Below are 13,198 nucleotides of genomic sequence, written 5' to 3'. Positions count from 1 at the left end.
TAACGGGCTTGCTCATGGAAGTGGGGGGCACCCGGCTGGCTCCGGTGCCCCCCACTGCGGTGGTGCTACTTGCGGCCGGCGTTGATCAGCTCGGCGTGCTCCTGGAGCGACATCACCCCGACCTCGTCGCGCAGCAGCGCGTCCATGCCCTGCACGGCCGCGCCCATCGCCTGGACGGTGGTCAGGCAGGGCACCGCGCGGGCCACGGCCGCGGTGCGGATCTCGTAGCCGTCGAGGCGGCCGCCGGTGCCGTACGGCGTGTTGATGATGAGGTCGACCTCACCGTCGTGGATCAGCTGGACGATGGTCCGCTCGCCGTTCGGGCCCTCGCCCTCGCTGTGCTTGCGCACCAGCGTGGACGGGATGCCGCCGCGGTGGAGCACCTCGGCGGTGCCGGCGGTGGCGAGCACCTCGAAGCCGAGGTTGACCAGCGCCCGGGCCGGGAAGACCAGGTTGCGCTTGTCCCGGTTGGCCACCGAGACGAAGACCTTGCCCTTGGTCGGCAGCGCGCCGTACGCGCCGGACTGCGCCTTCGCGTAGGCGGTGCCGAACACCTTGTCGATGCCCATGACCTCACCGGTCGAGCGCATCTCCGGGCCGAGCACGGTGTCCACGCCGCGGCCGTGGATGTCGCGGAAGCGGCTCCACGGCATCACGGCCTCCTTGACCGCGATCGGCGCGTCGGCGGGCAGCGTGCCGCCGTCGCCCTCGGCCGGGAGCAGGCCCTCGGCGCGCAGCTCGGCGATGGTGGCGCCGAGCGAGATCCGGGCGGCGGCCTTGGCCAGCGGCACGGCGGTCGCCTTGGAGGTGAACGGGACGGTCCGGGAGGCGCGCGGGTTGGCCTCCAGCACGTAGAGGATGTCCCCGGCCATGGCGAACTGGATGTTGATCAGGCCGCGGACGCCGACACCGCGCGCGATGGCCTCGGTGGAGGTGCGCAGGCGCTTGATGTCGTAGCCGCCGAGGGTGATCGGGGGCAGCGCGCAGGCGGAGTCGCCGGAGTGGATGCCGGCCTCCTCGATGTGCTCCATGACGCCGCCGAGGTAGAGCTCGGTGCCGTCGTAGAGGGCGTCGACGTCGATCTCCACCGCGTCGTCGAGGAAGCGGTCGATGAGCACCGGGTGCTCGGAGATCAGGCCCGCGTGGCGCTCCAGGTAGGAGGCGAGCGAGGCCTCGTCGTAGACGATCTCCATGCCGCGGCCGCCGAGCACGTAGGACGGGCGGGCGAGCACGGGGTAGCCGATCTCGTCGGCGATCGCCTTGGCCTCCTCGAAGGAGAAGGCGGTGCCGTGCTTGGGGGCCGGCAGGCCGGCGTCGCGCAGGACGCGGCCGAAGGCGCCGCGCTCCTCGGCGAGGTCGATCGCCTCGGGCTGGGTGCCGGCGATCGGCACGCCGTTGTCCTTGAGCGCCTGGGCCAGGCCGAGCGGGGTCTGGCCGCCGAGCTGGACGATCACGCCGGCGAGCGGGCCGGCCTGCTGCTCGGCGTGGACGATCTCCAGCACGTCCTCCAGGGTGAGCGGCTCGAAGTAGAGCCGGTCGGAGGTGTCGTAGTCGGTGGAGACGGTCTCCGGGTTGCAGTTGACCATGACGGTCTCGTACCCGGCGTCGGCGAGCGCGAAGGAGGCGTGCACGCAGGAGTAGTCGAACTCGATGCCCTGGCCGATGCGGTTCGGGCCGGAGCCCAGGATGATCACGGCGGGCTTGGTGCGCGGGGCGACCTCGTTCTCCTCGTCGTAGGACGAGTAGAAGTACGGGGTCTTGGCGGCGAACTCGGCGGCGCAGGTGTCGACGGTCTTGAACACCGGGCGGATGCCGAGGGCGTGGCGCACCTCGCGGACGACGTCCGGCTTCAGGCCGCGGATCTCGCCGATCTGCTGGTCCGAGAAGCCGTGCCGCTTGGCGTGGCGCAGCAGCTCGGGGGTGAGCTCCTCGGCCTCGGCCAGCTCGCCGGCGATCTCGTCCAGCAGGAAGAGCTGGTCGACGAACCACGGGTCGATCTTCGTGTACTCGAAGACCTCCTCCGGGGTGGCGCCGGCCCGGATGGCGTCCATCACGGTGTTGATCCGGCCGTCGGTCGGCACGGTGGCCTTGACCAGCAGCTCGGTCTTCTCCCCGAGCGGGCCGGTCCAGTTGAACTGGGAGCCCTTCTTCTCCAGCGAGCGCAGCGCCTTCTGCAGGGCCTCGGGGAAGTTGCGGCCCATGGCCATCGCCTCGCCGACCGACTTCATGGTGGTGGTCAGCGTGGCGTCGGCGCTCGGGAACTTCTCGAACGCGAACCGCGGCACCTTGACGACGACGTAGTCGAGGGTCGGCTCGAAGGAGGCCGGGGTCTGCTCGGTGATGTCGTTGGGGATCTCGTCCAGGGTGTAGCCGACGGCCAGCTTGGCGGCGATCTTGGCGATCGGGAAGCCGGTGGCCTTGGAGGCGAGCGCCGAGGAGCGGGAGACGCGCGGGTTCATCTCGATGACGATGACCCGGCCGTCCTCGGGGTTGACGGCGAACTGGATGTTGCAGCCGCCGGTGTCCACGCCGACCTCGCGGATGACGGCGATGCCGATGTCGCGCAGGATCTGGTACTCGCGGTCGGTGAGCGTCATCGCCGGGGCGACGGTGATCGAGTCACCGGTGTGGACGCCCATCGGGTCGAAGTTCTCGATGGAGCAGACGACCACGACGTTGTCGTTCTTGTCGCGCATCAGCTCCAGCTCGTACTCCTTCCAGCCGAGGATGGACTCCTCCAGGAGCACCTCGGTGGTCGGCGAGAGGGTCAGGCCCTGGCCGGCGATGCGGCGCAGGTCCTCCTCGTTGTGGGCGAAGCCGGAGCCGGCGCCGCCCATGGTGAAGGAGGGGCGGACGACGACCGGGTAGCCGCCGAGCGTGTCGACGCCGGCCAGCACCTCGTCCATGGTGTGGCAGATGACCGAGCGGGCGGACTCGCCGTGGCCGATCTTGGCGTTGACGGCCTCGACGACGCCCTTGAAGAGCTCGCGGTCCTCGCCCTTGTTGATCGCCTCGACGTCGGCGCCGATCAGCTCGACGCCGTACTTCTCCAGCGTGCCCGCCGCGTGCAGCGAGATCGCGGTGTTGAGCGCGGTCTGGCCGCCCAGGGTCGGCAGCAGCGCGTCGGGGCGCTCCTTGGCGATGATCTTCTCGACGAACTCCGGGGTGATCGGCTCGACGTAGGTGGCGTCGGCGATCTCCGGGTCGGTCATGATCGTGGCCGGGTTGGAGTTGACCAGCACGACCCGCAGGCCCTCGGCCTTGAGGACCCGGCAGGCCTGCGTACCCGAGTAGTCGAACTCGGCGGCCTGGCCGATCACGATCGGACCGGAGCCGATCACCAGGACGGACTTGATGTCAGAGCGCTTAGGCACGCTGGCCCTCCATGAGCTTCACGAAGCGGTCGAACAGGTAGGCGGCGTCGTGCGGACCGGCGGCCGCTTCGGGGTGGTACTGCACGCTGAAGGCGGGGACGTCGAGTGCCTGGAGGCCCTCAACCACGTCGTCGTTGAGGCAGACGTGGGAGACCTCGACCCGCCCGTAGGGGGTGTCGCTCACCTTGTCCAGCGGGGCGTTCACGGCGAAGCCGTGGTTGTGGGCGGTCACCTCGACCGTGCCTGTGGTGCGGTCCTGCACCGGCTGGTTGATGCCGCGGTGGCCGTACTTGAGCTTGTAGGTGCCGAAGCCCAGGGCGCGGCCGAGGATCTGGTTGCCGAAGCAGATCCCGAAGAACGGGGTCTTGCGCTCCAGCACGCCCTGCGCCACGGCGACCTGGTGGTCGGCGGTGGCCGGGTCGCCCGGGCCGTTGGAGAAGAACACGCCGTCCGGGTTGACGGCGTAGAGGTCCTCCAGGGTGGAGTTCGCCGGCAGCACGTGCACCTCGATGCCGCGCTCGGCCATCCGCTGCGGGGTCATCGCCTTGATGCCGAGGTCCAGCGCGGCGACGGTGAACTTCTTCTCACCGATCGCGGGCACCACGTACGCCTCGGTGGTGGCGACCTCGGCGCACAGGTCGGCGCCCTTCATCTCGGGCGACTGCTGCACCCGGGCCAGCAGGGCGGCCTGGTCGGCCAGCGCCTCGCCGGAGAAGATGCCGCAGCGCATCGCGCCGCGCTCGCGCAGGTGGCGGGTCAGCGCGCGGGTGTCGATGCCGCTGATGCCGACGACGCCCTGGTCGACCAGTTCCTCGTCGAGCGAGCGGCGGGAGCGCCAGTTGGAGGCGACCCGGGCGGGGTCGCGCACCACGTAGCCGGCGACCCAGATCTGCTTGGACTCGTCGTCCTCGTCGTTCCAGCCGGTGTTGCCGATCTGCGGGGCGGTCATCACGACCACCTGGCGGTGGTACGACGGGTCGGTGAGGGTCTCCTGGTAGCCGGACATGCCGGTGTTGAAGACCGCCTCGCCGAAGGTCTCGCCGATGGCGCCGTAGGCCTGTCCGCGGAACGTCCGGCCGTCCTCCAGGACGAGCACGGCAGGCACTCGTTCCCGCCGTTGGCGCTGCGTGGTGGGGGCAGGTGCGGTCATTGCGCGGCCTCTTCCGTCTTCGTCTTCGTACGTGTTGCGAGTTGGGCGACCGCCTCGACCCAGGCGGCGTGCTCATCGGGGTGGTCGGCCCGGAAACCGGAGTCCAGCTCGGCGCCCTCGTGTGTCCAGGTGACGACGAGCAGCCCGGAGGGGACGACCTTGCCGGCGATCCCGGAGTCCGTACGGGCACCGGTCAGGTGCTCGGCCGGGATCCAGAAGTCGACGTCGCCCGGGCGCTGCACCAGCAGGCCGTCCTCGCCGAGGGTGAGGTCGGCGCGGCTGCGGGTGCCCAGGCCGTGGGCGACGACCCGGTCCAGCCAGTTCCCGGCGGTGGTCGTGCCGTGGTACCGGCCGCTGGTCTCCAGGATGGTGCGCCCGGCGCGGGCCGGCACGGCCGGCAGCGGCGGGATCCCGGACTGCAGGGTGCGCCGCCAGTTCCAGCCCTGGCGCATCAGCCAGTAGACGAGGCCGATCACGATCAGCAGGCCGATGGACCAGCCGATGTACCCGGGCCAGTCGGTGACCTTCGCCTGCTCCTGGGCGAGCGTGGCGCGGTCCATCACGCCTCGCCCCGCTCGGCGAGCTCGCCGGCCAGCACGGTGGCGCGCCCGCGCAGGAAGGTGGCGTGCACCCGTCCGGGCAGGTCCAGGCCCTTGTAGGGGGTGTTGCGGCTGCGGGTGGCGAAGCTGTCCGGGTTCACGGCACCACGGTACGCGGGATCGAACAGCACCAGGTTGGCGGGCTCACCCACCGAGATCGGCCGGCCGTGACCGGTGAGACGGCCGATCCGGGCCGGGCGGTGCGACATCCGGTCCGCGACGCCCTCCCAGTTCAGCAGGCCGGTGTCGACCATGGTCTGCTGCACGACCGACAGCGCGGTCTCCAGGCCGACCATGCCCATCGCGGCCACGGCCCACTCGCAGTCCTTGTCCTCGGCCGGGTGCGGCGCGTGGTCGGTGGCGACGGCGTCGATGGTGCCGTCGGCCAGCGCCTCGCGCAGCGCCCGGACGTCCTCGGCGGTGCGCAGCGGCGGGTTCACCTTGTACACCGGGTCGTAGGTGCGGACCAGCTCGTCGGTGAGCAGCAGGTGGTGCGGGGTCACCTCGGCGGTGACGTCCCAGCCCTTGGACTTGGCCCAGCGGACGATCTCGACCGAGCCGGCCGTGGAGAGGTGGCAGACGTGCAGCCGGGAGCCGACGTGCGCGGCGAGCAGCACGTCGCGGGCGATGATCGACTCCTCGGCGACGGCCGGCCAGCCGCCGAGCCCGAGCTCGCCGGAGACCTGGCCCTCGTTCATCTGGGCGCCCTCGGTGAGCCGCGGCTCCTGGGCGTGCTGGGCGACGACGCCGTCGAAGGCCTTGACGTACTCCAGGGCGCGGCGCATCAGCACCGCGTCGTCCACGCACTTGCCGTCGTCGGAGAAGACCCGGACGTCGGCGGCGGACTCGTGCATCGCGCCGAGCTCGGCGAGCTGCTTGCCCTCCAGGCCGACGGTGACGGCGCCGACCGGCTGCACGTCGCAGTAGCCGGCCTCCTGGCCGAGCCGCCAGACCTGCTCGACCACGCCGGCGGTGTCGGCCACCGGGGTGGTGTTGGCCATCGCGTGCACGGCGGTGAAGCCGCCCATCGCGGCGGCCCGGGTGCCGGTGAGCACGGTCTCGGCGTCCTCGCGGCCGGGCTCGCGCAGGTGGGTGTGCAGGTCGACCAGGCCGGGCAGGGCGATCAGCCCGGTGGCGTCGATCTCGATGTCCGCCTCGACCGTCAGGCCGGTGCCGATCGCCTGGACGACGCCGTCGGCGAGGTGGAGGTCCTGCGGGGCGCCGCCCAGGATCTTGGCGTTGCGGATCAGGTAGCTGGTCACTGGGCGGTCTCCACGGAGTCGGTACGGGGGGTGTCGGTGGGCGCGTCGGCGAAGACGGCGCCGCCGAGCAGCAGGTAGAGGACGGCCATCCGGACGGAGACGCCGTTGGCGACCTGCTCGATCGCGGTGCAGCGCGGCGAGTCGGCGACCTCGGCGGTGATCTCCATGCCGCGGACCATCGGACCGGGGTGCATCACGATCGCGTGGTCCGGCAGCTGGGCCATCCGGCGGCCGTTCATGCCGTAGCGGCGGCTGTACTCGCGCTCGGTCGGGAAGAACGCGGCGTTCATCCGCTCGCGCTGCACCCGCAGCATCATCAGCGAGTCCGTCTTGGGCAGCACGCTGTCCAGGTCGTAGCTGACCTCGCAGGGCCAGTTCTCGATCCCGATCGGCAGCAGGGTCGGCGGGGCGACGAAGGTCACCTGCGCGCCGAGGGTGTTCAGCAGGTGGACGTTGGAGCGGGCGACCCGGCTGTGCAGGACGTCGCCGACGATGGTCACCCGGCGGCCCGCGAGGTCCTGGCCGGCGCCCGGGTTGAGGTGGCGGCGCATGGTGAAGGCGTCGAGCAGCGCCTGGGTGGGGTGCTCGTGGGTGCCGTCACCGGCGTTGATCACACTGCCGTGCAGCCAGTCGGACTGGGCCAGCCGGGCCGGGGCGCCGGAGGCGTGGTGGCGGATGACCACCGCGTCGGCGCCCATCGCCTGGAGGGTCAGCGCGGTGTCCTTGAGGCTCTCGCCCTTGGAGACCGAGGAGCCCTTGGCGGAGAAGTTGATGACGTCGGCCGAGAGCCGCTTCTCGGCGACCTCGAAGGAGGTCTTCGTCCGGGTGGAGTCCTCGAAGAAGAGGTTGACGACGGTGCGGCCGCGCAGCGTGGGCAGCTTCTTGACGGCCCGGCCGGAGAGCTGGGCCAGCTCCTCGGCGGTGTCCAGGATCAGCAGCGCGTCGTCGCGGCTGAGATCGGCGGCGGAGACGAGGTGGCGCTTCACGCGGGCTACTCCGGGAGGTGCGGTTCGGAAGACTGGGGGGCCAGGGCCTGCGAGGAGCGCTGGGCGAAGTCGCGGTCGCCGACCAGGACGGCGTCCACGCCGTCGCGGTCGGCGAGGCGCACCTGCACGGCCTCGCGCAGCGAGGTGGGGAGGTTCTTGCCCACGTAGTCGGCGCGGATCGGCAGCTCGCGGTGGCCGCGGTCGACCAGGACGGCGAGCTGGACGGCTCGCGGGCGGCCGATGTCGCTCAGCGCGTCGAGCGCGGCGCGGATGGTGCGGCCGGAGAAGAGCACGTCGTCGACCAGGATGACGAGCTTGCCGTCGATGCCGCCGGGCGGGATCTCGGTGTGCTCCAGGGCCCGGGCGGGCTTCAGCCGCAGGTCGTCCCGGTACATGGTGATGTCCAGGGAGCCCAGCGGGATCTCGCGCCCGGTGATCTGGGCCAGCCGGTCGTGCAGGCGGCGGGCGAGGTGGACGCCCCTGGTGTGGATGCCGAGCAGCACGACGTCCTCCGCGCCCTTGGCGCGCTCGACGATCTCGTGCGCTATCCGGGTGACGACCCGGGCGATGTCCGTGCCGTCGAGCACCTGGTGCGGCGGCCGCGGCGTGGGTTCGTGGTGTGTGGTCATGCCGAAGCGGACCTCCTTCCCCGCCTCACTGGACGGGCCTTAAAGGATGTCTGGGATGGCCCCCGCCGACCGGGCGCGGGCTTCGGTCATCCTACCAGCGCGCCGGACGGCAAACAGACGTCCACCATTCCGCTTCCCCGGGTTAACACTCCGGACGCGCCGCCGATGCGGGCCATTCGCACGACTGCCCCATTCGGCTTGACGCAACTACCTTACTCTACGTAACCTCACAGTGAGTTACGAGACGGACGTCGGACCCACCGGTAACGGCGTCGGCAATCGCCCGTGACCCACCACTGAACGCGAAGCAATCTCGTCCGGGGAGATCAATGTCCAGCGACTACGCGAAGCAACTCGGAGGCAAGCTCCGAGCGATCCGCACTCAGCAGGGTCTCTCCCTGCACGGTGTCGAGGAGAAGTCCCAGGGGCGCTGGAAGGCAGTCGTCGTCGGTTCGTACGAGCGTGGTGACCGTGCGGTCACCGTGCAGCGACTGGCCGAACTGGCGGAGTTCTACGGCGTCCCGGTCCAGGAGCTGCTGCCCGGCGGTACGCCCGGCGGCGCGGCCGAGCCGCCGCCGCGCCTGGTCCTCGACCTGGAGAGACTGACCCAGGTCCCCTCCGAGAAGGCCGGCCCGCTGCAGCGCTACGCGGCGACCATCCAGAGCCAGCGCGGCGACTACAACGGCAAGGTGCTGTCGATCCGCCAGGACGACCTGCGCACCCTGGCCGTGATCTACGACCAGTCCCCGTCGATCCTCACCGAGCAGCTGATCTCCTGGGGCGTGCTGAACCCCGACGCGCGCCGTGCGGTGCGCGAGGAGGATGCGAGCTGAGGCTCACCGCACCGGCTCCCGCCAGCGGATCCAGGCACGATCCAGCACTCGCGCCACTAGTGCTGGCAAGCAGAAACGTCACGGCGCGGCTCCCCAGACCGGGGGCCGCGCCGCGGTGTAGCCACACCACCCCGGGGCGGCGGAGGCGTCAGCAGACCGTCCCCAGGCTGTAGCCGGGCTGCGCCGCCACGCCGTCCAGCCGGACCGGCCGGTCGGCCGGGGCCCACTCCTGCCCGCCGCTCGACCAGGCCCAGGAGGCCGGCAGGTACTCCCCGCAGGAGGCCGCCGAGCCCTGCGAGCCGTGCAGCACCGCGACGCCCGGCAGCTCCAGGGCCAGCCCGGTGCAGAGCACCGCGCAGACCAGCTCCAGGTCCTCGTCGTTGATCCGGACCACGCCGTCCTCCCACTGGAGCACCCGGGCCGCGGCGGTCAGCCCGCCGCCGGGCGCGTCCACCCGCAGGCGCAGCTCGTACACCCCGGCGCCCGCGCCGACCAGCATCCGCCGGAACACCTCGCCCCCGCGCTCGTAGGCGGCGCGCACCCAGGCGGCGTGCTCCTCGTCGGAGGCGCCCGCGCCCCCGTACAGGCCCCCGTCGAGCAGCAGGTCGGCGTGGCAGAGCGTCAGCCCGTTCTCCCGGGCGCGCACCAGGCGCGGCACGAAGTCCCCGGCCAGCTCCTCGCCCTGATAGGCCAGCAGCTGGGTCTGCAGGGCCGGGTTGACCAGGTAGCGGTCGCGGGCCGCGGGCTCGGCCGGGTCCAGCCCGTTCAGCAGGCAGAACTCCTCGAAGTCCTGCGGGTGGAACGTCCGGGCCCGGACGGTGTCGAACCGCTCCAGCGCCTCGGCCAGCAGGTCCGCGGTGTCGGCCAGGTAGCGCTCGTGGTCGGGGGCGTCGGAGATCCCCCAGGCGCGGGCCCGGGCGAAGTCCGCGGCGTTGGTGAGCACTCCGATGACGAACGCCTGCTCGGCGCCCTCGACCCGCCGCGGCCGGTGCGACCGCACCACGGGCCGCGAGCCGCCGGCGGTGCAGTCGGAGTTACGGCGGGCGCGCCCCAAATGACTCATCGGTGGCTCCTGGCTTCAGGGGAGGACGGTCGGCGGCAGGCGTGCCGCTGACCGTCTTCCTCCCCATCCGCGCGCGTCGCACACGTACGGCGTGTCACAGGAATGTAACCACCGGTAATGCGGGTCGCGCGGGCGTCAGGCGGAGCGGGGCGCGCGGGCCAGCTGGCGGGACTGCGCGACCAGGCGGCCGGACTCGTCCCAGACCTCCGCGTCCTCCTCGAAGTAGCCGCCGGCCAGGTTGCGGGTCGCGTGGGTGACCCGCAGCCAGCCGGGCACCGGCCTGGCGCGCAGGTGGACGGTCAGCTCGACGGTGGGGGCCCAGCCCGGCAGGCCGAGGTCGAAGGTGACCGGCGGCAGCGCGTCGGCGACCAGCAGGAGCAGCAGCGGGTCGGGCTCGCGGCCGTCGGCGAGCCGGAACCAGCCCTGGATCCGCCCGTTGCCGGAGGGCTGTCCGAGCGCCCAGCCGATGGTGGCCGGGTCCAGCCGCAGGTCGAACCGCTCCAGCAGGGCGGCCTGGGCGATCAGCTCCTTGGGCGCGTGCTCGACGCCGATGCACTGGTCCGGCGGCGGCAGCTGCGGCGGCAGCGCGCTGGTGCGCACCTCGCCGTCGGCGGTGGCGAGGTCGCCGTGGCTGGCCACCACGCGCAGCCGCTCGACGCCGTCCTGGCTGAGCGAGGCGGTGCCGGTGGACAGGCCGCGGCCGGTGCGCAGCACCTCGGTGCGGACGGTGGCCGGGCCGGGCGTGGAGGCGGACAGGTAGTAACCGCTGATCGACACCGGGTCCGGGTGGGTGCCGTGCTCCAGCGACAGCGCGTGTCCGGCCACCGCGAGCAGCAGTCCGCCGTTCACCCCGCCGCCGATCTGCCAGCCGGCGCCGAGCTCGGCCTCGTACCGGCCGGCCTCCTCGGGGTGCCTGGTCAGGGCGATGCCCTGGTCGAACTCGCTGCGGATCGCCGTGGTCATGTGGGGGGACCTGCCCTTCACGCGTGCTTCCGGACGTCAAGTTACTGACAAGTAGGCCCTCACCCTACGCCGCCCGGATGAAACGCGGAACGGCCGCCGGACACCTGTTCGGGTCCGACGGCCGTTCACGGGATTCGACCACTCAGCGGCGGATGCTCGGCTTCAGCTCGAGGAAGCGGGCGAGCAGGCCGTTGACGAAGGCCGGGGAGTCGTCCGTGGAGAACTCCTTGGCGATCTCGACGGCCTCGTCCAGGACGACGGCGTCCGGGACGCCGTCCTCCCAGATCAGCTCGTACGCACCGAGCCGCAGGACGTTGCGGTCCACGATCGGCATCCGGTCGAGCGTCCAGCCCACGGCGTACTGCTCGATCAGGTCGTCGATGCGACGAGCGTGCTGGACGTACCCCTCGATGAGCTCCATGGTGTACTCACCGACCTGCGGGGTGCCCTCGTCGGGCTTGGGCTCGCGGGCGCGGGCCACCCAGTCGGCGAGGACCTGCTGCGGGTCTACCCCACGGTGGTCGGCCTCGAAGAGGATCTGGAAGGCCCGCGTGCGGGCCTTGCTGCGTGCGGCCGACACGGACTTACTTCACCCGGCCGAGGTAGCTGCCGTCGCGGGTGTCGACCTTGACCTTCTCACCGGTGGTGACGAAGAGCGGCACCTGGATCTCGGCGCCCGTCTCCAGGGTGGCCGGCTTGGTGCCACCGGTCGAGCGGTCGCCCTGGACGCCCGGCTCGGTCTCGGCGATGGTCAGCTCGACCGCGGCCGGGAGCTCGATGTAGAGGACCGAGCCCTCGTTCTGCGCGACGAGGGCCTCGAAGCCCTCCAGCAGGTACTTGGCGGCGTCGCCGACGACCGACGGCTCGATGGTCAGCTGGTCGTAGGTGTCCATGTCCATGAACACGAAGTTCTCGCCGTCCTTGTACGAGAACTGCATGCCGCGCTTGTCGACGTTGGCGGTCTCGACCTTGGTGCCCGCGTTGAAGGTCTTGTCGACGACCTTGCCGGTCAGGACCTCCTTGAGCTTGGTACGCACGAAGGCCGGGCCCTTGCCGGGCTTGACGTGCTGGAACTCGACGACGGACCAGAGCTTGCCGCCCTCCAGCTTGAGGACCATGCCGTTCTTGAGATCGTTCGTGGAAGCCACGGGCGCACTTACTCCTGTATAGCTGTCAAGGAACCAAGGGATTGCGTCCTGCCGCCCACGGCCCCGGGGGCCGCGGTCACAGGGCGAGGAGCTCCTTGGTGGTGATGGTGAGCAGCTCGGGCCCGCCCTCCTCAAGGGGGCGCACGACGAGCGTGTCCTCGATCCGGACGCCGCCCCTGCCCGGGAGGTGAACCCCCGGACCGACGGTGACCGGCACGCGGCTGTCCAGTTTACCCATGTCCGCCGGACCGAGGCGCGGCGCCTCCCGGATCTCCAGCCCGATGCCGTGGCCCACCGGGTGCGGGGAGGGCTCGGTGTGGCCGGCCGCCTCCAGGACCTGCCGGGCGGCCCGGTCGGGTACGCACTGCTCCACGCCTGGTCCGAGCGCCTCCCGCCCGGCCCGCTGGGCCCGGAAGACCAGCCGGTGCAGCTCCACCTGCCAGGGCGCGGGGGCGGCGCCGATCACGAAGGTACGGGCGGTGGAGACGCCGTAGCCGCGGTACTGGGCGCCCATCACCACGGTCAGGAAGTCGCCCTCCTCCACCCGGCGGTCGGTCGGCTGGTGGGCGGCCTGGCCGGAGTGGCTGCCGGTGCCGACCGAGACCGGGAAGGCCGCCCGGTCGGCGCCGTGGTCGATCATCCGGCGCTCCAGCTCCATCGCCAGGTGCCGCTCGGTGCGGCCGACCAGGATCGACTCCAGCAGCTCGCCCAGCGCCTGGTCGGCGATCTCGGCGGCGATCCGCAGGTCCGCGATCTCGTGCTCGTCCTTGACCACCCGCAGCCGCTCGACCGTCCGGCCGAGGTCCACCAGCCGGGTCCCCGCTATCAGGTCGCCCACCGCCCGGTGCCGGCTGACGGTCAGGTCGTGCTCCTCCACCGCCAGGCCCGACACCCCGGAGCGGGTGGCCGCGGCCGCGGCGGCCAGCGCGGTGTCCGAGCCGGCCGCCACCGGCAGCCGGGTGACGTCCGGGGCGATCAGGTGCTCCCCGGTGTCGTCCGGCGGAAGGTCGTCCGGCAGCGCCAGCAGCGCCCGCTCCCTGGTCAGCAACAGGCTCGCCCCGCAGGGCGCGCAGCCCGTCAGGTACCGCACGTTCGCCGCACGGGTGATCAGCGCCGCATCGGCCCCGGCCGCGCTGCAGTGCTCCCTCACCCGCTCCCGCCGCCCCGCGTACGCATCCGCCATGCGTCGAG

12 protein-coding genes are annotated in these 13,198 nt (G+C 71.8%); 1 reads left to right on the top strand and 11 read right to left on the bottom strand.

Annotation, left to right across the window (positions count from 1 at the left end; all coding sequences use genetic code 11):
• Positions 1–65: 65 nt before the first annotated feature.
• The 6 genes from carB to pyrR are packed head-to-tail and all read right to left on the bottom strand — an operon-like array spanning position 66 to position 8,000.
• Positions 66–3,374 (bottom strand): carbamoyl-phosphate synthase large subunit, encoded by a 3,309-nt coding sequence (gene carB, locus ACFVU7_RS12825; protein ID WP_117487143.1) that lies wholly within the window; start codon positions 3,372–3,374, stop codon positions 66–68.
• Positions 3,367–4,524: a glutamine-hydrolyzing carbamoyl-phosphate synthase small subunit gene (carA, locus tag ACFVU7_RS12820; protein WP_049651360.1), complete on the bottom strand. Its 1,158-nt coding sequence runs from the start codon at positions 4,522–4,524 to the stop codon at positions 3,367–3,369. The genes carB and carA overlap by 8 nt, the downstream gene beginning before the upstream one ends.
• Positions 4,521–5,084: a hypothetical protein gene (locus ACFVU7_RS12815; protein WP_049651359.1), complete on the bottom strand. Its 564-nt coding sequence runs from the start codon at positions 5,082–5,084 to the stop codon at positions 4,521–4,523. The genes carA and ACFVU7_RS12815 overlap by 4 nt, the downstream gene beginning before the upstream one ends.
• The gene (locus tag ACFVU7_RS12810) at positions 5,084–6,385 is read right to left on the bottom strand and encodes a dihydroorotase (RefSeq protein WP_049651358.1); all 1,302 of its coding nucleotides are present in this window, start codon (positions 6,383–6,385) and stop codon (positions 5,084–5,086) included. Before ACFVU7_RS12810 ends, ACFVU7_RS12815 begins: the two co-directional genes overlap by 1 nt.
• Positions 6,382–7,371: an aspartate carbamoyltransferase catalytic subunit gene (locus ACFVU7_RS12805; RefSeq protein ID WP_049651357.1), complete on the bottom strand. Its 990-nt coding sequence runs from the start codon at positions 7,369–7,371 to the stop codon at positions 6,382–6,384. The genes ACFVU7_RS12810 and ACFVU7_RS12805 overlap by 4 nt, the downstream gene beginning before the upstream one ends.
• Positions 7,372–7,376: 5 nt before the next feature.
• Positions 7,377–8,000, bottom strand: coding sequence for a bifunctional pyr operon transcriptional regulator/uracil phosphoribosyltransferase PyrR (gene pyrR, locus ACFVU7_RS12800; protein WP_049651356.1), 624 nt, complete (start codon positions 7,998–8,000; stop codon positions 7,377–7,379).
• Between the two features lie 329 nt (positions 8,001–8,329).
• On the opposite strand from pyrR, the gene ACFVU7_RS12795 reads away from it, so the two are divergent.
• Positions 8,330–8,833 carry a transcriptional regulator gene (locus ACFVU7_RS12795; protein WP_030056198.1) on the top strand — a complete coding sequence of 168 codons (504 nt, stop codon included), beginning with the start codon at positions 8,330–8,332 and terminating at the stop codon, positions 8,831–8,833.
• A 148-nt stretch (positions 8,834–8,981) separates the two neighbouring features.
• On the opposite strand, the gene ACFVU7_RS12790 is transcribed toward ACFVU7_RS12795, so the two are convergent.
• The 5 genes from ACFVU7_RS12790 to ACFVU7_RS12770 form a co-directional block, all read right to left on the bottom strand.
• Entirely contained in the window at positions 8,982–9,896 is a 915-nt protein-coding gene (locus ACFVU7_RS12790) for a hypothetical protein (protein WP_143204534.1), read from the bottom strand.
• A 135-nt stretch (positions 9,897–10,031) separates the two neighbouring features.
• On the bottom strand, positions 10,032–10,859 hold the full coding sequence (locus ACFVU7_RS12785) for a thioesterase family protein (RefSeq protein WP_049651354.1): 828 nt from the start codon (positions 10,857–10,859) through the stop codon (positions 10,032–10,034).
• 142 nt (positions 10,860–11,001) lie between these two features.
• Positions 11,002–11,439: a transcription antitermination factor NusB gene (nusB, locus tag ACFVU7_RS12780; RefSeq protein ID WP_049651353.1), complete on the bottom strand. Its 438-nt coding sequence runs from the start codon at positions 11,437–11,439 to the stop codon at positions 11,002–11,004.
• A gap of 4 nt (positions 11,440–11,443) precedes the next feature.
• Positions 11,444–12,007, bottom strand: coding sequence for an elongation factor P (gene efp / locus ACFVU7_RS12775; protein WP_049651352.1), 564 nt, complete (start codon positions 12,005–12,007; stop codon positions 11,444–11,446).
• Positions 12,008–12,083: 76 nt separating this feature from the next.
• Positions 12,084–13,190 carry a Xaa-Pro peptidase family protein gene (locus tag ACFVU7_RS12770; RefSeq protein WP_117487146.1) on the bottom strand — a complete coding sequence of 369 codons (1,107 nt, stop codon included), beginning with the start codon at positions 13,188–13,190 and terminating at the stop codon, positions 12,084–12,086.
• Between the last annotated feature and the right edge of the window lie 8 nt (positions 13,191–13,198).

Source organism: Kitasatospora sp. NPDC058046 (genome assembly GCF_042885595.1).
GTDB lineage: Bacteria > Actinomycetota > Actinomycetes > Streptomycetales > Streptomycetaceae > Kitasatospora.
The sequence above is the reverse complement of the archived record's forward strand: the minus strand, read 5'-3'. Positions and strand labels throughout refer to the sequence as shown.